Below are 20,416 nucleotides of genomic sequence, written 5' to 3' on the forward strand. Positions count from 1 at the left end.
AATCGGGGGGGGTAAAATGCGCCTTGTATGACTTTTAATTTATTTGGAGGAATTTATGATAGTAGGGATAGTTTTATTAGTAGTATCAGGTTTGTTATCTAGCCTTTTTTATAGTAAGAAAAAATATATATGGTTTTTATTGTGTTTGATTTTTGCTCTTTGTTGTTTTTTAGGGTTTACAGCAGATATTACTAATATTTTGTTGTTTCAAGTAATTATGGGTGTAACAACACTTGGAGCTTTAGGTATATTTGCATATTTAGTTCTTTTGAATAAAAAAGGTAAAAAGCCTAGATATAATAAGACTATATTTGCAATAACTATACTTGCTTTACTGTTTGCAGTCATGGGAATATCTTCACCTAAGGATTTTATGTTGCATACTGATGAAGTAATAGCAAAAGATAAAGGTAATCATACCAATTCAAAATACTTCGAAGTGTTAACTTCTAAAGATAATTGGGATACTGAAAATAAAATGTTTTCAATTGATACTAATTCTAAAGGTAAAGTATCTCTGAAACTAAAAGGTTTGAGAGATTGTACAGTTACTATCAAAAATTCCCCAGATTTTGATAAAGATACCGATCAATCAGTTAAAACACGAAAAATCGAATTACGTGCAGGTGAAACAAAAACATTATCATTTGCTATGAAAAATAGTGACTATGTTGAGATTGAACTTGTGATAGTTGATCCTGATGGTAAGAAAACTTATGTAGAATTCAATAACGAGATGGAAGATAATTCATCTGACTCGGATTCCGATACCGATTCAGATAGTGATACTAATGATTCAGATGATAAAGATAGTGATGATGATAATACTCTAGGAAAGCAACTTATTAAGCATTTGCCAAAGAAGCAATTGATGCAGCTAAAAAAGGTGACTTTGATAAAGCAGAAGCTAAGATTAAGGCAGCAAATGAAGCGTTAGTTGATGCGCATAATACACAAACCGGAATGCTTACAGAGGAAGCACGAGGAAATCATGCCAAATTAACCTTACTAGTAGTTCATGCTCAAGATCATTTGATGACAGCAATCACATATATTGATTTGGCACAAGAACTAGTTGATGTATATAAGCAAATGGCTGAATTAAAGAAATAGTTCATGCTTGAGTAGGGGAAATGAATATGGAAAACAATAAGATAATTAAGTTTATGAACGAGCATCTATTAGGGCCAATGGGTAAGATGGCCAACTTTAGATTCGTTCGAGCAATTATGGCAGCAGGGCTGGCATCAATTCCATTTACTATTGTTGGATCAATGATGCTGGTATTAAATGTTATTCCAATGGCCTTCCCACAATTACAAGGTATTTGGAATGCTAGCTTTGTTCACTTTACGCCACTTTATATGACTATCAACTATGCTAGTATGGGAGCTTTAGCACTATACTTTAATATAGTTTTAGGTTATGAATATACCAAAATTATAGCTACTGAAGAAAAGCTGAATATGACACCAATGAATGGTGCACTTTTGTCGATGTTCGCTTTCTTTATGACTTTACCAGAATTAGTTGTAAAAAATGGTACGGTAGAAGTTATTTCAAAAGCGGTCAAAGATGGTGCAGGAACAGTCAGTGGTTTTAGTGTTACATCATCTGGACTTAATCGATTAGGTACAGCAGGTATCTTTGTTGGTATTATTATGGCTGTATTAGCTGTAAAGTTATATCAATTAGCTGTAAAGCACAATTGGGTTATTAAGATGCCACCGCAAGTTCCAACAGGTGTAGCAAATGCCTTTACTGCATTAATTCCTGCATTCTTAGTTGGTTTTGTAGTAGTTATCATTGAAGGATTATTAGTTTTTGTAGGAACTGATATCTTTAATGTTATTGCTTTACCATTTAGCTTTGTAACTAACTTAACTAATACCTGGTTAGGAATTTTGGTAATTGTTTTCTTAGTTCATTTCTTATGGGTAATGGGAATACATGGTGCTAATATTATAGGTGCCTTCTATACTCCAATTGCGTTAGCTAACTTTGCCGCTAACTACAAAGGTGCTCATTATGTATTTGCTGGTGAATTTATGAACATGTTTGTAATTATTGGTGGTTCTGGTGCAACTTTAGGGATTGTTATTTGGATGGCCTTTAGAGCACGTTCAGCCCAACTTAAAGTTTTAAGTAGAACAGCAATTGTACCAGCATTCTTCAATATTAATGAGCCAATTGTTTTTGGATGTCCAATTGTATATAACCCTATCTTAATGTTCCCATTCATTCTTGCTCCAATGGTAACTGCTACTACCTCTTATTGGGCTATTAAATTAGGCTTGGTAGGTAAGGTTATTGCGCAGATGCCTTGGCCTTCTCCATTAGGTATAGGTGCTTTTATTGGTACCGGTGGTGATTGGAAAGCTGCTGTATTGGCAGTAATTAATGTTTTTCTTGCCTTCCTTGTTTGGTACCCATTCATGAAGATGTATGATAATAAGTTACTTGCTCAAGAAAAAGCTAATCAAACAAGTGAACAAAAATAAGCTTAACACCTCAATTAAGAGTAGCCGATTTTAATCGGCTACTTTTTTTGAATAGCTAGTATGCTTTACAAAATAGCTAAATTAATGGTATTCTACTAGTAGGTAAAGCAAATTAGTTATTAGGGAGGGTGACGCAATGCAACGTGATATCTCTAGTCAAATTCTTAAAGGCATTTTACAAGGAGTAATGTTAACTATTCTTGAAAAAAATGTTGAGTATGGTTATAGCTTAAGTAAAAAGTTGGATGATTATGGCTTAACTAATGTACCCAAGGGAACGATTTATCCTTTATTAGCTTCAATGGAGAAGAAAAAATTAATTGAAGGAAGAATGCAAGAATCACCTGATGGTCCAGCACGTAAATATTACTATTTAACGCCAGCTGGGCAACAAGCTAAGCTAGAATTTCAACAAGAATGGCAACAGTTAGAAGAAGTAGTCAATAAGGTTTTAGGAGGAGAGTAGTATGTTATATAATCGCGTTATTTCAGAAACTAAAGATAAGCAAGAAAAATTAAGTTTCAGAAATAGAGAATTCTTCCGTAAATTTGTTACCTATACTAGCTATATTGCGAAAAATAAGGATCAAGATATCCTTGAAAAACGGATGCTTGAAATTTTAGATGATATTATTGCAGCTCAAGAGGATGGATTAGATGCTGATGAATATTTTGGAAAAGATCCTGAAAAGATAGCCCAAGAGATTGTTGAAATAACTCCTCGAAAAGGTTTTTTGACATCTAATGGAATCTATGGTGCTGTTGCGATGGTATTTCTGATACATGGCTTTCAATTTAGTAATTTAGATGTAGGAAACGCAATTATACTAGCTGTTTTAGGCTACTGGCTTACAATATATGGTAATCATGTTGTTTCCGGAATGATTTACAACAAAAAAGGAGTTGAATTGGCACGTAACGATTTAAAATTAGCCGGATTGTTACTGGCGTTCATAGTAGTAATCGCTGTTGGCGTTTTAGTTAAAACTCCATTTATAATTGCAAAAAATGATTGGATTAATTGGCTATTTAACGGTATACTTTGCATGCTTTTAATTTGGAATGTTTGGAGAAGTTTGTATATCAAAAAGAAAAAATAAGAATCATTACTGATTCTTATTTATTAGTAATATAGCGCCATTCTTGTGTTTTTCCACCAAAGCCCCAAGAATCTGAAGCTACATCTTGAATAACTATGTAACTAGTGGTGGCTAAAGGCCCGATTAGCTCTTGCATTTTAGCAAAACTTGCTTGAACAAATTGGCTTTTTTCTTCGCGAGTATTAGTACCAGATGTTATTTTTATTTCTAAATAAAAACTATTTAAGTTGGTTTGAGATATTGGTTTCCCTGCGATAAACCAATCCTCTGGTTCACATAATTTTATATCAACTGTAGCAGCATTAGGATCTTTTTTTAGTTTAGTTACTGCTAAATGGGTTAATTCTTTGGCAACAATTTGTTTTATATTTTGGTTAGATTTTTGACAGGCTAATCTAACTCTTAAGTACGGCATATAAATCCTTCCTTTCTCTACTGAAAATAGAATAACATTAAAAAATCTATTTAAGTATTACTAAAAAAGGATATAGTTATCATAAAAGGTGATGAGGTAAAAATGCAATTACATGATTTTGAAACTTTTATATACTTGTATGAAACTCGTTCAATAAACTTAACTGCTAAGATAACAGGATATGCTCAATCAAATATTACGGCAAGATTGAAAAAAATTGAGGAAGAATATCGATTACTGCTTTTCCAAAGAACATATCAAGGGTTAGTACCTACTGAAGCAGGAACTGAATTTTATAAATATGCTAAAAAAGTTATTGACTTAACAGATGATTTCTTAAAAACGGTGACTAAAACAAGTAAGTCTCAAAATATAGTTATGCCTAAATTGCTGTTTGATTGGTTAATAGTTGAACATAATGATTATGATATTGTTAAAGATAATATAACTGTTTTAACTAGTTCACAAATTACAGAAATAGAGAAGCCTAAATACGATACGATTATAACTTATGCTTCATTTAGTCATGAAGATTATCATCAAGTGGGAGTGGGCTATTTGATAGCGGATTTTTATACTAATTCTTTATCTAAAGATATACCGATAATTGTTAACAGTGATCATAATTGCCCATTTAGAATTAGAACTTTGAAGATAATAAAAAATAAAAAAATAATAGAATTGGCATCATGGGACAATATCATCGAATTAGTTAAAAAAGGTAAAGGAATCGCGTTATTGCCCAAATATATAGGTGAACGTGAAAAGCTAATTTGTTTAAGTGATAAACGAGAAGTGCGAATACCTTATAAAAAATATTCACGAAATCAATGTTCCATGTGAAACGTAAAAAATAATCATTTGATAAATTTATTTGATACAATCAAGTAAATAAATAATTGAAAGGATTAAAGAGCTAATAATGAAGGTATTGCTTACAGGAGACAGTATTGTTGTTCGATATGAAGGCTTAAAAGAACCGCATATTAATGCCTATTTAAAAGAAAACTTTTCAGATATAGAAATCTTAAATACTGCTGTGCCAGGCATTAATAGTCGCTATTTATTAGCTCACGTAGATGAATTAATTTTGAAGCAAGAAAAAGCTGATTATTTGGTGATTTTAATTGGAACCAATGATTGTGCGTTTCATAAAAAAATTGAGGAAGAAGAATTTTGGACTAATTTAAATAAAGTTGCTAAAAAAATTCTAACAAAATATGATGCCAAGCAAGTTATTTTGGTTAGTCCGCCTGCAGTAGATGAGGAAAAACAACGAGTTCGTGATAATGAAACGGTTGAAAAATATGCCAATTGGGTCCAAAGGGTAGCAAATGACTATGGAATGCATTATTTAAACTTGTTCCATGAAATGGAAACTGATGAACATGAATTAGAAGAAATATGTCATGGGCTTCGAAATGACGGGCTACACTTTGGAAAAATCGGGTATCAAATTTTTGGTGATGCCTTAATTGATGAAATTAGACCGAAAAAATGGCATCAAAAAATTATTAATAAGTCTCAAACTGCTACATATACAGTTACTAAACTGCCTTTAAGGATACTTATTTGTAATATTCGTGATTGTTTATATATTGTTATAAAACGGATGGAGCTAATTGAAGAAAGAATTTTAGATAATCCTAATTGGGGTCTTTCTTTAAATAAGATTATTATTTTAGGTGTACTGGGATTATTATGGCTATTTATATCTACTTTTAGATAAAATTATTGACACTTCTTTTTAGTAAGTTTAAACTAGTGGTCATAATTATTAAGGAGAGCCAAACAATGAATAATTTAACATTTATTAATGCTAATATTTGTTGTAGTGGAGCGTCACAGATGATGTGCTCCACTTTTTGGCATGCTATAAATTAATCCACACAAAAAGTAAGCATTTTTTATCTATGACGCTAATTCAGAAATGAATTGGCGTCTTTTTTTGTTTTTCAGGAGGTAATTATGAAATTTGATAGTAAGTTGATTCATGGCGGAATTAATGAAGATGAAGAAACAGGGGCAGTTTCAATGCCAATCTATCGGGCTTCAACGTATCATAAGCCATTTTTAAGCAGCAAATTAAAATGGGAATATTCAAGATCTGGTAATCCAACTAGAGCAGCATTGGAAAGTTTAATGGCAGATTTAGAAGATGGAAACTCCGCATTTGCTTTTAGTTCAGGGTCTGCCGCAATTCATGCTGTATTTTCGCTGCTTTCAGCTGGTGATGAAGTCATTATTGGAAAAGATGTGTATGGTGGCACTTTTAGGTTGGCTAATCAAGTAATGAAACGGTTTGGACTTAATTTTACAGTAGTTGATACTCGCAATCTTGATGAAGTATCTGCAGCTATCAATTCCAATGTCAAAGCAATTTACTTGGAAACACCGACGAATCCTTTACTTGAAATATCAGATTTAGCAGCTATTGCAGAAATTGCTCAAAAACATGACGTGTTAATGATTGTTGATAATACTTTTGCTAGTCCATATAATCAAAAGCCCCTTGATTTAGGTGCAGATATTGTTGTTCATTCCGGCACTAAATATCTTGGTGGTCATTCAGATTTAGTGGCTGGGATAGCAGTTGCTAAAAATGAAAAAATTGCTGAGCAGTTAGCCTTTTTACAAAATTCTATTGGTGCGGTTTTATCACCTGATGATTCATGGCTGTTGATGCGAGGGATTAAAACATTAGGTGCTAGAATGCGGGTGCATGAAGATAATGCACAAGCAGTAGTGAAATATCTTTTAGATAGTAAATATGTTAAAAAAGTTATGTATCCGGGTTTAGAAACTAATCCTAGTTTTTCAATTGCTAAAAAGCAGATGAAGGGTTTTGGAGCTATGATTTCTTTTGAATTGGCTGATCAATATAGAGCAGAGGAATTTGTTAATAGATTACATATGATTTCTTTAGCAGAAAGTTTAGGTGGAATTGAAAGCTTGATTGAAGTGCCTGCAGTAATGACTCATGGCTCAATTCCGCGAGAAATCCGCTTGAAAAATGGTATCAGCGATGGCTTAATTAGATTATCTGTAGGAATAGAAGATAAGGAAGATATTTTAGCTGATTTAGATCAAGCATTTAAGACTTTAGATTGAGCTTTTTTCTCCCAATAAATGCTATATTCGCTATAATAAAATTAAGAAGAAAAAAGGGAGATTTTTCAATGCTTTTAATTTCATGGAATATTGATTCACTTAATGCTGCACTAACTAGTGATTCAGCTCGTGCACAAAAAACTAGACACGTTTTAACCCAAATTGCGGAAAAAAAGCCAGATATTTTAGCAATTCAAGAAACTAAGTTGCGCGCTACAGGTCCAACTAAAAAACATGCTGAAATTTTGGCTAAGCTGTTTCCTGACTATGAGTATGTTTGGCGTTCATCTGAAGAACCCGCAAGAAAAGGTTATGCTGGAACCATGTATTTGTATAAAAATACCTTGGAACCAGTGGTAACGTATCCAACAATCGGTGCTCCAGATACCATGGATTTTGAAGGCAGAATTATTACTTTAGAATTTCCAGAATACTTTGTAACGCAAGTATACACACCAAATGCTGGTGGTGAGTTGAAGAGACTTGGCGATCGTCAAGGTTGGGATAAGAAGTATATTGAATATTTACAAAAGCTTGATAAAGAAAAACCTGTTTTAGCTAGTGGGGACTACAATGTAGCTCATGAAGAAATTGACTTGAAACACCCAGAAAACAATCATCATTCAGCTGGTTTTACCGATGAAGAAAGAGCTGATTTTACGGAATTACTTTCAACTGGTTTTACTGATAGTTTTCGTAAGATTCATGGAAATATTCCAGAAGTTTATTCATGGTGGGCACAGAGAATTAAAACAGCTAAGGCTAATAATTCAGGCTGGAGAATAGATTACTGGTTAACAAGCAATCGAATTGCAGATAAGATTAAGAAATCTGAAATGATGGATACTGGTGAGCGTGCTGACCACTGTCCAATTGTGCTGGAAATCGATTTGTAAGAATAAGGGCATCGTAATTGATGCCTTTTGTTTTGGAGAGTTTTTTATGGATAAAGTCTTAAAAGATGCAGTTTTAAATGGCTTGTATAATTCCAATTATCCAGGGCAAGTTAATTTAACGCCACAACTGTTGTCAAATAGTGATGAAAAAATTTGGTTGAGTTTGCGTCAAGAACTATTATCAGCCAAGTCCTTTATCTGGGCAGTTGCATTTATTAGCGAGGATATGCTGGTCCCGTTTAAACAGGTTTTAGAAGATACTGAAATTCAGGGGACAATAATTACTGGCTCTTATTTACAATTTAATAGTCCAAAGGTCTTTTATGAGTTACTAAAAATCCCTAATTTAACTGTAAAAATAAGCACAAAAGCTGGCTTTCATGCTAAAGGCTATTTATTTAAATATGAGAATTATCAAACAGCAATTATTGGCTCAGCAAACTTTACACGCTCAGCGATGCTTGCTAATAGTGAATGGTGTTTAAAAGTAAGTTCAACTGAGAATGCTAGTTTAACTGAACAATTTAAGAATGAGTTATATAAACTAAATTCAGATTCTATTGCTTTATCAACTGATTGGATAAAAGCTTATAAAAAGAATTGGATAAAGCCTAAAGCTGCTAAACCACTTATTCCCCAGGAAATAACGCCTAATAAAATGCAGCGTGAAGCTTTAGATAATTTATTTGAAGTTATCAATCAAGGCCAAAGACGAGCTTTAGTTGTTTCAGCAACTGGAACTGGAAAAACGTATTTAGCTGCTTTTGCAGTTAAGCAATATAAGCCTAAGCGATTTTTATATTTAGTTCATCGTACGCAAATTGCCAAAAAAACGATGGCCAGTTTTCAAAAGGTAATAGGCGGACATAAAAAAGATTATGGGCTACTTTCAGGTAATCATCATGACTATAGTGCTAAATACTTATTTGCGACTGTTCAAACTTTAAGTCAAGATGAGCTGTTAAAAACTATTGATCCAGCAGAGTTTGATTTTATTTTAATTGATGAAGCTCACCGCTCTGCGGCGCCATCGTATCAGAAAATTTTAAATTATTTAGAACCCCAATTTTGCTTAGGGTTAACAGCTACACCTGAACGGATGGATAAAGAAAATATTTTTGAAATTTATGATTATAATTTAGCTTATGAAATTAGATTAAAAGATGCATTGCAAGAAAAGATGTTAACACCGTTTCATTATGTTGGAGTAGAAGATTATGAAATTAACGGTCAAACTATAGATGAAACGTCTGATTTAGCCTATTTAACTGCTGAAAAACGAGTTGATTATCTACTTAAAGAGATTGATTATTATGGATATTGCGGTAAGAAAGCCCATGGCTTAGTTTTTTGTAGTAGACAGGCAGAAGCAAAAGAATTAGCGCTTGAGTTTACTAACCGGGGGCATAAGGCAATTAGCTTGACCAATCAAAATAATGAAACAGATCGTCAAAAGGCAGTAAAGGACTTAGAAGCTGGAAAGATTGAATATATTATTACTGTGGATTTATTTAATGAAGGTATTGATATCCCTTGTCTAAATCAAATTATTATGTTGCGTAATACGCAATCAAGTATTGTCTTTATCCAGCAACTTGGCCGTGGATTAAGAAAATATCCAGGAAAAGATTATGTAACAGTAATTGATTTTATCGGTAATTATCAAAATAATTATCTTATTCCTCTAGCATTGACTGATGATCGGTCCGCTTCAATTGATCAGGCTAAGCGTGAAGCACAACTTCCATCGTTTATAGGCTTATCAACAATTAATTTTAGTAAAGTTGCTAGTGAAAAGATTTTAGCTTCTCTAGAAAAAGTAAAACTTGATGGTTTGAAACAATTAAGGAACGCCTATCATGAGCTAAAAAACAAGTTAGGTAGGAGTCCGTTATTGTATGATTTTTACCGCCTGGGTTCAGTTTCACCATTGGTATTTGCGCAAAATACTAGTTTATCTTCTTATGCTGAATTTTTAGAAAAGATGGGAGCTGAAATTTTAATCAGCTCATTTGAACATAAAGTTTTAAGCTTTTTAACTAAAGAATTATTACCCGGGAAAAGAATTCATGAACTGCTCTTTTTAAAATTGATTTTAGATTATGGAAAAGTTAACAGAGATCAATTTGAAAGCGAACTAAAAAAGCAGGGAGCTTATTATAATAGTGAAGTTTATGACTCAATTCAGAAATTTTTGATGTTGGATTTCTTCGATGTTAAAACAGGTAAAACCACTAAAAAGGTTCAATATGGCAATGCACCATTGATTGAACAGCTTAATTTATTTGATTTTACTTTTAGTGAGCCAATCAAAAAGGCGTTAGAGAATGCAGACTTTAAGAGGTTATTTACCGACCTTATCAAAACAGCGATAGCTTTAAATGGTCAATATGATAATCAACAAAAATTTACACTTTATAAGTCTTATGATCGCAAAGACGCCTGTCATTTACTTAATTGGCCATTAGATGTTAGTGCTCCAATGTATGGATATCGAGTAGGAGAAAAAGACTGCCCAATTTTTATTATTTACAATAAAGATGAAGAAAAAAGAAGCAGTGTATATCATAATACTTTGTCTGATGGACGCAGTTTGCATTGGTATACGCGCTCACCAAGACATTTGGATTCAGATGAAGTAGTGCGTCTTTTAAGCGGAAAAATTAACTTGCATTTGTTTGTTAAAAAGAGTGATTCTGCTAGTCGAGAATTTTTCTACTTGGGAGAAGCTGAAATAATTAGTGCTCAAGAAGAAAAAATAGGTCCGAAACAAAAACCAACTGTGGGAATGGAATTACTTTTACAAACACCACTATCTAGTGCGATGTATCAAATGCTTTTTACTTGTGAAAAGTAAGTTTGATGATATAATTACTTTTAGTAAGTAAGAAAAGCGAGGTTAGAAAATGGCTATAAACGGATTAAGTGATACATATACCTTGAATAACGGAGTAAAAATCCCCGTTGTCGGCTTTGGGACTTGGCAGACTCCTGATGGAGAAGTTGCTGAAAAATCAGTTCTAGCTGCATTAAATAGTGGATATCGCCATATTGATACCGCTGCAGCATATGGCAATGAAGAAAGTGTTGGCAGAGCCATCAAAAGTAGTGGTATTAAACGTGATGAACTTTTTATTACAACCAAGCTTTGGAATGCTGATCATGGTTATGAAAGAACTAAAAAAGCCATTGATGCCAGTCTTATGAAGTTGGGACTTGATTATCTTGACTTATACCTAATTCACTGGCCAAATCCTGTTGCCATGCGGGATAATTGGGCCGAATTAAATAGTGAAAGTTGGAAAGCAATGGAAGAAGCCCAAAAAGCTGGTAAGATTCGGGCAATTGGTGTATCTAATTTCAGAAAGCATCACTTAGATGCCTTATTAGAAAATGCGGATGTAGTTCCAGCAGTTAACCAAATTTACTTAAATCCTAGTGACTTACAAACTGATGTCCGTAAAGAGAATGAAAAGCACAATATTTTAAGTGAAGCATATTCACCACTTGGAACAGGTGATTTACTAGGTAATGAACTTGTTAATAAGTTAGCTCAAGAACATGGCAAGAGTTCGGCTCAAATTTTAATTCGCTGGAGTTTAGAACATGGTTTTGTACCACTTCCTAAGTCTGTTCACGAAGAATATATTAAAGCTAATGGTCAAGTTTTTGATTTTTCATTGTCAAATGAAGAAATGAAGTTACTTGATGGCTTAGAAGGAAAAGGTAACTTAGCTTTAGATCCGGACAAGGCAGATTTCTAAATAAAAATGTAAAATCGTTGCAAGAGCAACGATTTTTTTATATACTATAAGTGTAATAGGCTTATAGTACGGAGGTGCAATTATGAAACGCTCAGAACTAAAATTTAATGCAAAGGAAAAATTATCTAATAATTGGGCTTGGGGAGCCTTAATGACTTTAATGCTAATGATAATTACCTATTTAGTTAGCAGGGGGATTATGTTTCTCATGTTTGGTTCTGCTGGTATTTTCGGCTTTATGATGGCAGAACGTGCTTTAGCAGAAGATCCAGGTTTTGTAATTTCCTTATTTGTAAGTTTTGCAGGTTTCATTTACATGCTGTCATTCGGTATTTCAATTATTACTGGAATGTTTAATACGGGTGTTCAAGTAGGATACTTACATTTAGTAGATAATCAAAAAGAAAATAATGTTTTCAAAAATATCTTTTTAGCATTTAGAGGTGGTAGAACTTACAACTACTTCGTCAATGTTTTATTAACTTCTATCTTTACAGGACTATGGACTTTGCTTTTCATTATTCCTGGTATTATAAAATCATATTCATACGCAATGACTTTTTACATTTTGGAAGATATGCATAAGGCTGGAAAAGAAGTAGGTGTAACTGAAGCAATTACTAAATCTCGTCAAATGATGAAGGGACACAAGTTCCAATTATTTGTTTTGGATTTAAGCTTTATTGGTTGGGGAATTTTAGCAACACTTGCTTTAGGTATTGGCTGGCTTGGGCTAGTACCATATATTCAAACAACTAAGGCAGAGTTTTACCGTAAAGTTGCTAGTGAAAACTAGACGTAAATAAATTTAAATAGTATTCAAAATAGGTATTGCATAGTAATACCTATTTGGTTTATAATAACTTCTGTGAGAAAGATATATTTCTCTCGGAGGTAAAAATATGAAAAACACAAAATTTTTTGCAGGAATCGTAATGGTGCTTATGTCACTTTATATGTTATTTCAAGCTTTAACTGCTCATTTAGCAACTAATGCGATGATTGCAGGAATTATTTTCTTAGTTGCAGGTATTGCATATATTGCAACTAAGGATATGGATAATTTAACTGGCGATATTGCTGGTTTAGTTTTGAATTTAATTGGCTGGTTCATGACTATGTCAATTCCAAGTATTAGTTTATTTGGTATTTTTGCTTTAATCATTGCCATTGTTTTATTTGGCTTAACTTTTATGTCAAATAGTAGTGACTCTGCTTTAGCAAAATAAATTCAAAAATTTAAATTTTGAATAAAACGAAAGAGACATCATCTGATGTCTCTTTTTTGTTACACGTGAAACGAATTTTAATTAACTAAAAATTTTTATTCTAATGTTGATGTAGTTGCTTCTCTAGCTGTTAGATTCAGTTTAATTGCAATGAATAAAATAATAACTTCAACAATTACTAATATTGACATAGATACAATAAAGTTAGTGCTCCCCGAAATTGTAGTGAAGATGGTGGTCATAGTAGGAGCCATTACCGTCAAGATTGTATTTAACAAGCCCATACTTGAAGCTAAAATCTTTTGATTAACAGCCATAACCAACCATTGTGATAGCTTAATTGAAGCTAAACTAGCAGTTGCAGCTAATATGAAGTAAGCGGGCAAAATAATATAAATATTTGCTATAAATGCGATTATAGTAGTAGCTATACTAAGAATAATTGCGGTAATTACAATTGAAAATATGGTAGTTTTTTTGAATAATTGTGGTCCACAGATACTTCCAAGAGCGAATCCACTACTTACTACAATTCCGATAATTGCGATTGTAAAGCTATAATTTGATATTATCATTGTCTTTTTATACGCGACCATCACTATTGGAATTAAGGATTGTAGGGCACTTAAAGTGCCATTAATAAGAGCGACAACTAATACGATTGTTAATAAGCCAGGTTGTTTTTTAACTTGGTTGTATGAAGATTTTAGTGTAGGTAAAAATTTTTCACGATTAATATCTTGGCTTTCAATTAGTTGGTTATCATCTTTCTGTTTGCGACCTATACTGGCGTAAAGTAGGCCAGCAAATAAGAAGGTAAATGCGTTAAGAAAGGCTAAATTTGAATAAGACATAAAAAGTAGTAAGCCTGAACCTAGAAATTGGGCAGAAATACCAATAACTTGTGATACACCACTTGTGAATCCTTCGGCCTCACCAAAATCTTCCTCACCAACTAAATTAACAATTAATGGTACAACTAAACCACCAGCATAAGAGCCGAAAGTATCTGATATTAGATTAATTACGATTACAATCAAAACTAGTGTCCAGTCAGATAGTTTACTTGCAAATAAAATACCAACTAAGCTATATAAGATGAATCTTATAAGTGCCATTAAAAAGATATTTTTGAATTTCTTTCGGGTTCTGTCAGCTAAGTATCCTGAAAAAGTATCTAATAATTTAGGTAATGATTCAGAAATTGCAATCAAAGAAAGTGCTAGTGAGTAGTTCTCTAACTTACTGGCATAAGTCATCAAAGCCATGTAAAAAAGGATATCTCCAGTTCCTGAGAGAAAACTAACAATTGAAAAACGCCTGTAAGATTTATTCTTTAAAAAAACGTTCATACTATTCCTCCTATTAAAGTTGCTTAATTTTAATTTCATCTTACAGGGATTATAATTATATTAAGAGAAATAGTCACATTTGAATAAAAAAAGGGGGAGTTCTATGCAAATTGGTAGTCTTTTAAAAGAATATCGATTAAGTCAAGGAAAAAGACAAAAAGAGTTTGTGGGAGAAGTGGTAAGTCAATCTTATTATTCAAAAGTTGAAAAAAATGCTAATCGAATTACAGCAGAAGATTTAATTGATTTGTTAAATTACAACAATATTCCTCTTTGGGAATTTTTTAGTCGCTTAAATCATGGTTCAAGGTTACATAAGCAAGAAATTGATGATTTGGATACAGTAATGATTGAGGCATATTATGCTGCTGATAAAGAAAAACTTGCTAATGTTATAAATTTAATAGATGAAAGCAACTTATCTGAAAAAGATAAGCAACAACAAAAATTGATAGCAAGAGGATGGCTTGAATCAACAAAAAAGCCTGATGAACCAAATGATGATGAACTGCGGCAAAAATTAAAGGAGCAGGTATTTAGTAGTCCTAACTTTAATAAAAATAATATGGCATTGTATTGTAATTTTATGGATTTTTATGATTTAGAAAGTAATATAGCCATTTCAAAACAAATAATTAAACAATATCAAAGTGATACCGATATTGATGTTCAAAGAGTTTTATTATCAATTATTGCAAATATGCTAATTTTAACTATTGAAAATAAAAAGCCAGACTTAGCTAAATTTTTTGCTAAAGTTGCAAGCAAAATTTCAACTAATCCAGCAATTTTCTTCTATAAATGTTGTATTTATTTCTTTGAAAGTGCCAATATGTATCAAATTACGAGAGATAAAAAATATTTAATTAAATGTGATAATGCAGTTACAATGTTTAAGGAACTTGGTATGGAAGCATATGGAAATGGATTAAATGAATTTATAAAGCGACAACTCTCAAATTACCCGTCTTTATAAAGTTCTTTTAAATCATAAGAGAAGTCACTTTTTTTGATAATATATGGATCATGTGTAACAACTAAAACTGTTTTACCAGCATTTTTTGCTTTATTTAATGCTAGTAATATGTAATCTCTATTTTCGGGATCAAGTGAACCTGTTGGCTCATCACATAGAATTAATTTCCCTGGTTTGAGTAATGTGCGCGCTAATGCAATTCGCTGCTTTTGACCACCAGATAAACTAGCAACGTTAGTATTTAAATCAACTTCTAGATTTAGAGAAGCTAATATTTTTTTAGCTCTTTCGTCAAAGTCTGCTTTAGTTTCACGTGAAACTAAGTGCACTAACTCTAAATTTTTCTTTATAGATTGTTCATTTAATAATGCATAATTTTGAAAAAGGTAGTTAATGTTATTTTTAATAAAACTTTGTGCTTTTCTTGTACCGGCTTTAGGAGCTTTTTCTCCTAGTAAGTTGATAGTGCCAGCATCAGCTTGTTCTAATAAGCCGATAATATTTAATAAAGTTGACTTTCCGCAACCACTTTTACCATAAATAACAGTAAGTGCTTTTTCTGGAACCGTTAAGTTTAATTCCTGAAAAACAGGTTTGTGTTTAAAACTTTTGGTTAAGTTAGTAATCTCGATGGCATTAGTCATTTAAAAATCTCCTTACTAAGTTTTTGGAAAACGATTTAATGGCAATTGTGCTAAATAAAATATCGCCAATTGTCAGTATTGCAAAAAGAACTAGATTATTTAGATTCAGCATCTTAGTGGCTATTATCAAACCAAGAAGAATGCTAGTTTGCAGTAAAATTAAAGCCCAATAGAAATATGTCTTTTCTCTAAGTGGCCGACCCAAAGCTTGCTTAATCGCAAATTCCCGACCAAAGATTGAAAAATATAAATTAATCGTTGAAAGGGTAACTGTTATAAGAGTTACTAAGCTTAAAAACAAGTCAAAGTCCGAAAGATAGAAACTAGCTGCTTGATCTTTTAATTCTTCAAGGTCACTGTCACTTGCCTTAATTAAATGGGGCAAGTTATCACGAGAATTGTATTTAGCTAATAGTTTTTCATAATGCCTGTAAGTTGCTAATGGATTTTTGATTAGCGGAATTTTTAAAGTATCTGCACTAGCACCAGTAAGAATATTCAAATCAAGTTTTTGCAGAACATTTTTTAAGGGGCTAACAGTTATATACTGATAGTTGTTAATTTTTTGTCCTTTTTCGTTAAATAATGCTTGCTGGTTCTTGATAATAATGAATTTAACTTTTTCATGGCGTTTAGAGGAGTAAAATTCCGCAATTTTATCTGTATTTTGCAAGTTTCTTTGGGGCAATAGTATCGTTTTGTTTGTGTCTTGATCACTTAGAATGACCTTCTTCCCATTTAGTTTCTTAACTGGAACTAATTTTAAGTAGTTAACATTAACATCTACATTTTGTAATAAATAGGGTTTTTCAGAGTTAAGGGGAGAAGTGTCAATATAAATTGCACCAGCGCGATTTAAAGTCGGATATAAGTTCTTAGTTTGATATTTTTCCTGCTTAATTTGGTCAAGGGTTTCATTATAGCCTTGAACTAGGGGATAAAAACTTACATATTTATGATAGAAATTAGTCTGCTGAGAAAATGCAGTTTTGATGTTTTGTCCAGCAAAATCGGCTAAATCTTGGGCACTAATAAAAACCAAAAAAACTAAAACAACTTTGGCTAAAAAGGCAAAGCCAAATAAATATTTATTGTCGGCTCGCTTAACTAAAAAGCGATTGGTTGGTAATTTACCTAATATAAAGGTAATAGCTAATGCAAGAAGATATTCTAATGTAACTAAACCAAATAAGACAGAAAGACTATTGAAGATTAAATCATAATATTGCTTACTTACTTCATAAAAGATTCCGAGTAGCAAAATTGGCAAATTACCCCAGATTAGACTTTTTAAAATCAACTGGTTAACTTTTTGGAAAAGTGAGTAGCCTAATAAAGAGTAAACACCATTTTCGTAATTAAAAGTTAGAAAATAAACAATAAAGAAGATAAGTTGAAATAAGATAGCAACTAGAGTAAGGGTGCGCAAATTGGATGAATCTAAATTTAAGTGGTACATTTCAGGAGCGAGAAAATCTTTGACTGAATAATTGCTGGCAAATTCATGGTTATAGTTTTGACTAAGAAGCTCTAAGTACTGCTCAATTTGGTTGGGATTAGTTGTTTGAATAAAGAAAATCCCTTCTCGCGATTGGGGAGCGTGTTGATAGTTAAATTCTTTAATGGTAAAAGCGATTGTTCCGTAGCTTTTTAACCGCAAAGAGTTTGACTTAGCTGCAGTTGAATATACTTTTCCGGATTGAAAATGGTGACCAAAATAGTTAGAAAGTAAAGAATCCGATAAATTATCTGATTCAAAGAGGACGTTTTGTTTGAAGGTATTATAGCTAAATTTACTTCCAGAATTATAACCAGTGAAATAAGACCTTTTTAAAAAATGAATTTGCATTTTTTGACTGGTTTTCTTAATTACTGCTAATTGGTGTAAATAGTCATGGGTAGTTGAAGCTGGCTCAGGTAATTGAAAAGGTGTATAGTCAGCTGAGATATCGAATTGCTTTAGGTTATGAGTATCACTGTATTGGTTGATGCTATAAATTAGAAAAAGACTAGCAACAATCATATTTAACAAGATAAAAATAAATTTGAGACTTTTTTTAAACATAGGCATTCCTTATAAACACAAAAAGCGATATCAACAATATCGCCTTTTTATTATTTTTACCAACCATAGTAAGCATAAGCTTACTGTTGCATAAGAGAAATTCTCCAGAATCCATAATTAAAAATCCTTTCTATTTTTATATAAAGAGTATACGTTAAAAGATAATATAAAAAGAATAAAGTTTCATATGTGAAACTTTATTCTTTAAATCGGCCAATTTTTAGTTAAACTCGTAAACCCTAATTCTTTTAAATGATGTTTAATATTTATAGCGGAATCTATATCTCCAGTGAATATATTTTTATAATAATTACCTAATATTTTGTATATTAAAAAGCGTGGAGATTTATCTAGCTTAGTAAGATATTTTATGGACTTGGAGATATTTCTTTTGTGTTTATTTTTTTCTTGTGACTTAGCTTGTTTAAGTGAATCATACTTCCAGTGAAGATAATTACTACAAATAATTGCATATCTTTCAATCATAGTTTCAGATTTGATATTCATTCTTTTTAATCTTATAAAAAATATTTTCATAAGGACTTCAACTTTTTCATCAGAAAGAACTAACATCGAATTACTAAAAAGTTTTAAAGCTTGAAGGTTAGAAACCCAATTTTCATGTGTATTAAGTTCGTTAACTATTAATTGAGCAAGATTTTTATCTAATTGCTCAATTGTATTAGACAGAAATGCAACCCCAATTTGTGCGCGTTGTAGTAAATAGGGATTATTATTTTGTTTTTGTATTTTCTTTAAACAATCAGTAGCACTAACAAGATCATGATTATTAAATGCAGCTCCAAATTCTTGAGATAATTTTTCTTCAATAATTATGTTTTTTGGTGCATATGTATCTTTGGTTTTATTAAAAAACACTTCAATGTCAATACCATGAGAGAATAAAATTTTTAATAATAAATCAGAACTTAATCTAGTTTTGTTATTAATAACTTTTGAATACGTTCCTTTTGATATAACTCCAGCAGTCATTTCTTCCGCTGTTAACCCTAATTCTACCTGTACTTCTTTTAGCGCATCGCCAATTGTCATAAAATCTCCTCATAAATGTTATGTTACTTAAAAACTTCGGTAGTATTTTTATATGGTAGCATAAATCAATAGGGCGATAAAATGAAAAAGAGAGCCCAGTCCTCTACAAGTAAAGATCATAGTATGTTTTATATAGATACCTAAAAAATGGTAAAAATAAAAAATGTTGATATATCAGGCTGAAGTTAACCTAGATTATCAACATTTTTATTATAGGAGTTTCCTAGAAACTCTTTTAAAATTAGCTATTTTTTATTTCATCATTGATAAAACGAGAGTTTGCAAACCAGTTGCCATGAATGCACCAACTAATGGACCAAACATAGGAACCCATGCATAACTCCAATGTGCGTTACCTTTATTTGGAATTGGCAATACAGTATAAGCAAAACGTGGACCCCAGTCACGAGCTGGGTTTAAAGCAAAGCCAGTAGTTTCACCAAATGCTTGACCAATTACCATGATTAATAGACCTAAAATAAGTGGCTTAAGACCAGTAGTGAAGTCACCTAAGTTTAAAAGAATTAAAACAAAAATAAATGTCGCAATTACTTCACTGAGGAAGTTAAAAATAGGATTGTCAATTGCAGCACCAGTGGTAAAAATACCAACGTGGTTACCTTCATCTTCATTCTTTGTAGCTTTGAAGTGAGGGTAGTAGTGGATTGCAATAATTGCAGCTCCTGCAAATGCTCCTAAAAATTGAGCTGTAATGTATGGTAAAACGTCTTTCCATGGGAAAAGACCAAAAGTAGCAAAACTCAAAGTTACAGCTGGATTGAGGTGTGCTTTAGAACCAAGACTGCCGGCTACATAAACGGCAAAAGTAATTGCTAAGCCCCAAGTCATGGTAATATGATGCCAACTAGCGCCTTTTGCGATTGAGCCTTTCAAGTTAGAACCAGCACCAATACCAATACCGAGCACCAATAAGACCATGGTGCCGACGAATTCCCCAATAAAACTATTCATGTAAAAATTCCCCTTTTATTTAGTTATCAAAGTTATGCTATAGAGCATGAATTTAGTTTGGAATAAGTGCTGAACAAACTTCAACCACAAGGTCTATTAAAGGTGTTGCACATACGCCGCTCACAAGTGTAGCATATTTCTTTTTGAAAGGGAACAAAAATTTTTGAATATGTCAAATATTTTGCTTGGAAGCTATTATATAGATAGAAAAAAGAGATTTAGCAAGGCTAAATCTCTTTTAGATAATTTATGAAAAGTTACACGTGAAACTTTAAATCACGCTATAACTTTAATTGAGTAGTTTGTGAGGAGCTGTGTAAGTATAATATGGCTGACGC

Annotated in this window: 19 protein-coding genes and 1 pseudogene; 14 read left to right on the plus strand and 6 right to left on the minus strand. The window is 32.2% G+C overall.

What is annotated here, in order from left to right:
• Window positions 1-55 precede the first annotated feature (55 nt).
• From ACNDLV_RS03435 to ACNDLV_RS03455, 5 genes and pseudogenes are all read left to right on the plus strand, one after another.
• On the plus strand, window positions 56-937 hold the full coding sequence (locus ACNDLV_RS03435) for a hypothetical protein (protein ID WP_006587529.1): 882 nt from the start codon (window positions 56-58) through the stop codon (window positions 935-937).
• Window positions 850-1,113: pseudogene (locus tag ACNDLV_RS03440) on the plus strand (PTS lactose/cellobiose transporter subunit IIA); the annotation flags it as partial. The gene ACNDLV_RS03435 and the pseudogene ACNDLV_RS03440, both read left to right, overlap by 88 nt.
• A 26-nt stretch (window positions 1,114-1,139) precedes the next feature.
• A complete protein-coding gene (gene celB / locus ACNDLV_RS03445) occupies window positions 1,140-2,501 on the plus strand; it encodes a PTS cellobiose transporter subunit IIC (RefSeq protein ID WP_006587530.1) in 1,362 nt (453 codons plus the stop codon).
• A gap of 136 nt (window positions 2,502-2,637) precedes the next feature.
• On the plus strand, window positions 2,638-2,967 hold the full coding sequence (locus tag ACNDLV_RS03450; protein ID WP_006586069.1) for a PadR family transcriptional regulator: 330 nt from the start codon (window positions 2,638-2,640) through the stop codon (window positions 2,965-2,967).
• 1 nt (window position 2,968) lies between these two features.
• A complete protein-coding gene (locus ACNDLV_RS03455) occupies window positions 2,969-3,601 on the plus strand; it encodes a DUF1129 domain-containing protein (protein ID WP_006587531.1) in 633 nt (210 codons plus the stop codon).
• A 16-nt stretch (window positions 3,602-3,617) separates the two neighbouring features.
• On the opposite strand, the gene ACNDLV_RS03460 is transcribed toward ACNDLV_RS03455, so the two are convergent.
• The gene (locus tag ACNDLV_RS03460) at window positions 3,618-4,016 is read right to left on the minus strand and encodes a tautomerase family protein (protein WP_006587532.1); all 399 of its coding nucleotides are present in this window, start codon (window positions 4,014-4,016) and stop codon (window positions 3,618-3,620) included.
• A 102-nt stretch (window positions 4,017-4,118) separates the two neighbouring features.
• On the opposite strand from ACNDLV_RS03460, the gene ACNDLV_RS03465 reads away from it, so the two are divergent.
• The 8 genes from ACNDLV_RS03465 to ACNDLV_RS03500 all read left to right on the plus strand — a co-directional run bounded on the left by ACNDLV_RS03465 (window position 4,119) and on the right by ACNDLV_RS03500 (window position 13,016).
• Window positions 4,119-4,859 (plus strand): LysR family transcriptional regulator, encoded by a 741-nt coding sequence (locus ACNDLV_RS03465; protein ID WP_006586073.1) that lies wholly within the window; start codon window positions 4,119-4,121, stop codon window positions 4,857-4,859.
• Between the two features lie 79 nt (window positions 4,860-4,938).
• Window positions 4,939-5,745: a GDSL-type esterase/lipase family protein gene (locus ACNDLV_RS03470; protein ID WP_006587533.1), complete on the plus strand. Its 807-nt coding sequence runs from the start codon at window positions 4,939-4,941 to the stop codon at window positions 5,743-5,745.
• Between the two features lie 239 nt (window positions 5,746-5,984).
• Window positions 5,985-7,127: a trans-sulfuration enzyme family protein gene (locus ACNDLV_RS03475; RefSeq protein ID WP_006586075.1), complete on the plus strand. Its 1,143-nt coding sequence runs from the start codon at window positions 5,985-5,987 to the stop codon at window positions 7,125-7,127.
• Between the two features lie 68 nt (window positions 7,128-7,195).
• The gene (locus ACNDLV_RS03480) at window positions 7,196-8,023 is read left to right on the plus strand and encodes an exodeoxyribonuclease III (protein ID WP_006587534.1); all 828 of its coding nucleotides are present in this window, start codon (window positions 7,196-7,198) and stop codon (window positions 8,021-8,023) included.
• 46 nt (window positions 8,024-8,069) lie between these two features.
• Entirely contained in the window at window positions 8,070-10,880 is a 2,811-nt protein-coding gene (locus ACNDLV_RS03485) for a DUF3427 domain-containing protein (protein WP_006586077.1), read from the plus strand.
• 49 nt (window positions 10,881-10,929) lie between these two features.
• Window positions 10,930-11,787: an aldo/keto reductase gene (locus ACNDLV_RS03490; RefSeq protein ID WP_006586078.1), complete on the plus strand. Its 858-nt coding sequence runs from the start codon at window positions 10,930-10,932 to the stop codon at window positions 11,785-11,787.
• 82 nt (window positions 11,788-11,869) lie between these two features.
• A complete protein-coding gene (locus tag ACNDLV_RS03495; protein WP_006587535.1) occupies window positions 11,870-12,583 on the plus strand; it encodes a DUF975 family protein in 714 nt (237 codons plus the stop codon).
• Window positions 12,584-12,689: 106 nt separating this feature from the next.
• Window positions 12,690-13,016 carry a hypothetical protein gene (locus ACNDLV_RS03500; protein WP_006587536.1) on the plus strand — a complete coding sequence of 109 codons (327 nt, stop codon included), beginning with the start codon at window positions 12,690-12,692 and terminating at the stop codon, window positions 13,014-13,016.
• A gap of 95 nt (window positions 13,017-13,111) precedes the next feature.
• On the opposite strand, the gene ACNDLV_RS03505 is transcribed toward ACNDLV_RS03500, so the two are convergent.
• Window positions 13,112-14,368, minus strand: coding sequence for an MFS transporter (locus ACNDLV_RS03505; RefSeq protein WP_006586081.1), 1,257 nt, complete (start codon window positions 14,366-14,368; stop codon window positions 13,112-13,114).
• Window positions 14,369-14,471: 103 nt separating this feature from the next.
• On the opposite strand from ACNDLV_RS03505, the gene ACNDLV_RS03510 reads away from it, so the two are divergent.
• Entirely contained in the window at window positions 14,472-15,344 is an 873-nt protein-coding gene (locus tag ACNDLV_RS03510; protein ID WP_006586082.1) for a helix-turn-helix domain-containing protein, read from the plus strand.
• Here the strand turns inward: ACNDLV_RS03510 and ACNDLV_RS03515 are convergent.
• The 4 genes from ACNDLV_RS03515 to ACNDLV_RS03530 form a co-directional block, all read right to left on the minus strand.
• Window positions 15,329-15,988, minus strand: coding sequence for an ATP-binding cassette domain-containing protein (locus tag ACNDLV_RS03515; RefSeq protein WP_006586083.1), 660 nt, complete (start codon window positions 15,986-15,988; stop codon window positions 15,329-15,331). The genes ACNDLV_RS03510 and ACNDLV_RS03515 overlap by 16 nt on opposite strands.
• The gene (locus tag ACNDLV_RS03520) at window positions 15,981-18,053 is read right to left on the minus strand and encodes a bacteriocin-associated integral membrane family protein (RefSeq protein WP_022091367.1); all 2,073 of its coding nucleotides are present in this window, start codon (window positions 18,051-18,053) and stop codon (window positions 15,981-15,983) included. The genes ACNDLV_RS03515 and ACNDLV_RS03520 overlap by 8 nt, the downstream gene beginning before the upstream one ends.
• Before the next feature lie 204 nt (window positions 18,054-18,257).
• Entirely contained in the window at window positions 18,258-19,106 is an 849-nt protein-coding gene (locus tag ACNDLV_RS03525; RefSeq protein WP_006586086.1) for a helix-turn-helix domain-containing protein, read from the minus strand.
• 252 nt (window positions 19,107-19,358) lie between these two features.
• On the minus strand, window positions 19,359-20,078 hold the full coding sequence (locus ACNDLV_RS03530; RefSeq protein WP_006586087.1) for an MIP/aquaporin family protein: 720 nt from the start codon (window positions 20,076-20,078) through the stop codon (window positions 19,359-19,361).
• Between the last annotated feature and the right edge of the window lie 338 nt (window positions 20,079-20,416).

Source organism: Lactobacillus fornicalis (assembly GCF_055362665.1).

Coding starts and splice junctions, on each gene's coding strand:
- ACNDLV_RS03510 (WP_006586082.1), top strand. CDS start 14,472: ATGCAAATTGGTAGTCTTTTAAAAGAATATCGATTAAGTCAAGGAAAA.
- ACNDLV_RS03525 (WP_006586086.1), bottom strand. CDS start 19,106: ATGACAATTGGCGATGCGCTAAAAGAAGTACAGGTAGAATTAGGGTTA.
- ACNDLV_RS03475 (WP_006586075.1), top strand. CDS start 5,985: ATGAAATTTGATAGTAAGTTGATTCATGGCGGAATTAATGAAGATGAA.
- ACNDLV_RS03495 (WP_006587535.1), top strand. CDS start 11,870: ATGAAACGCTCAGAACTAAAATTTAATGCAAAGGAAAAATTATCTAAT.
- ACNDLV_RS03480 (WP_006587534.1), top strand. CDS start 7,196: ATGCTTTTAATTTCATGGAATATTGATTCACTTAATGCTGCACTAACT.
- ACNDLV_RS03485 (WP_006586077.1), top strand. CDS start 8,070: ATGGATAAAGTCTTAAAAGATGCAGTTTTAAATGGCTTGTATAATTCC.
- ACNDLV_RS03500 (WP_006587536.1), top strand. CDS start 12,690: ATGAAAAACACAAAATTTTTTGCAGGAATCGTAATGGTGCTTATGTCA.
- ACNDLV_RS03490 (WP_006586078.1), top strand. CDS start 10,930: ATGGCTATAAACGGATTAAGTGATACATATACCTTGAATAACGGAGTA.
- celB (WP_006587530.1), top strand. CDS start 1,140: ATGGAAAACAATAAGATAATTAAGTTTATGAACGAGCATCTATTAGGG.
- ACNDLV_RS03455 (WP_006587531.1), top strand. CDS start 2,969: ATGTTATATAATCGCGTTATTTCAGAAACTAAAGATAAGCAAGAAAAA.
- ACNDLV_RS03530 (WP_006586087.1), bottom strand. CDS start 20,078: ATGAATAGTTTTATTGGGGAATTCGTCGGCACCATGGTCTTATTGGTG.
- ACNDLV_RS03515 (WP_006586083.1), bottom strand. CDS start 15,988: ATGACTAATGCCATCGAGATTACTAACTTAACCAAAAGTTTTAAACAC.
- ACNDLV_RS03520 (WP_022091367.1), bottom strand. CDS start 18,053: ATGTTTAAAAAAAGTCTCAAATTTATTTTTATCTTGTTAAATATGATT.
- ACNDLV_RS03505 (WP_006586081.1), bottom strand. CDS start 14,368: ATGAACGTTTTTTTAAAGAATAAATCTTACAGGCGTTTTTCAATTGTT.
- ACNDLV_RS03470 (WP_006587533.1), top strand. CDS start 4,939: ATGAAGGTATTGCTTACAGGAGACAGTATTGTTGTTCGATATGAAGGC.
- ACNDLV_RS03450 (WP_006586069.1), top strand. CDS start 2,638: ATGCAACGTGATATCTCTAGTCAAATTCTTAAAGGCATTTTACAAGGA.
- ACNDLV_RS03465 (WP_006586073.1), top strand. CDS start 4,119: ATGCAATTACATGATTTTGAAACTTTTATATACTTGTATGAAACTCGT.
- ACNDLV_RS03435 (WP_006587529.1), top strand. CDS start 56: ATGATAGTAGGGATAGTTTTATTAGTAGTATCAGGTTTGTTATCTAGC.
- ACNDLV_RS03460 (WP_006587532.1), bottom strand. CDS start 4,016: ATGCCGTACTTAAGAGTTAGATTAGCCTGTCAAAAATCTAACCAAAAT.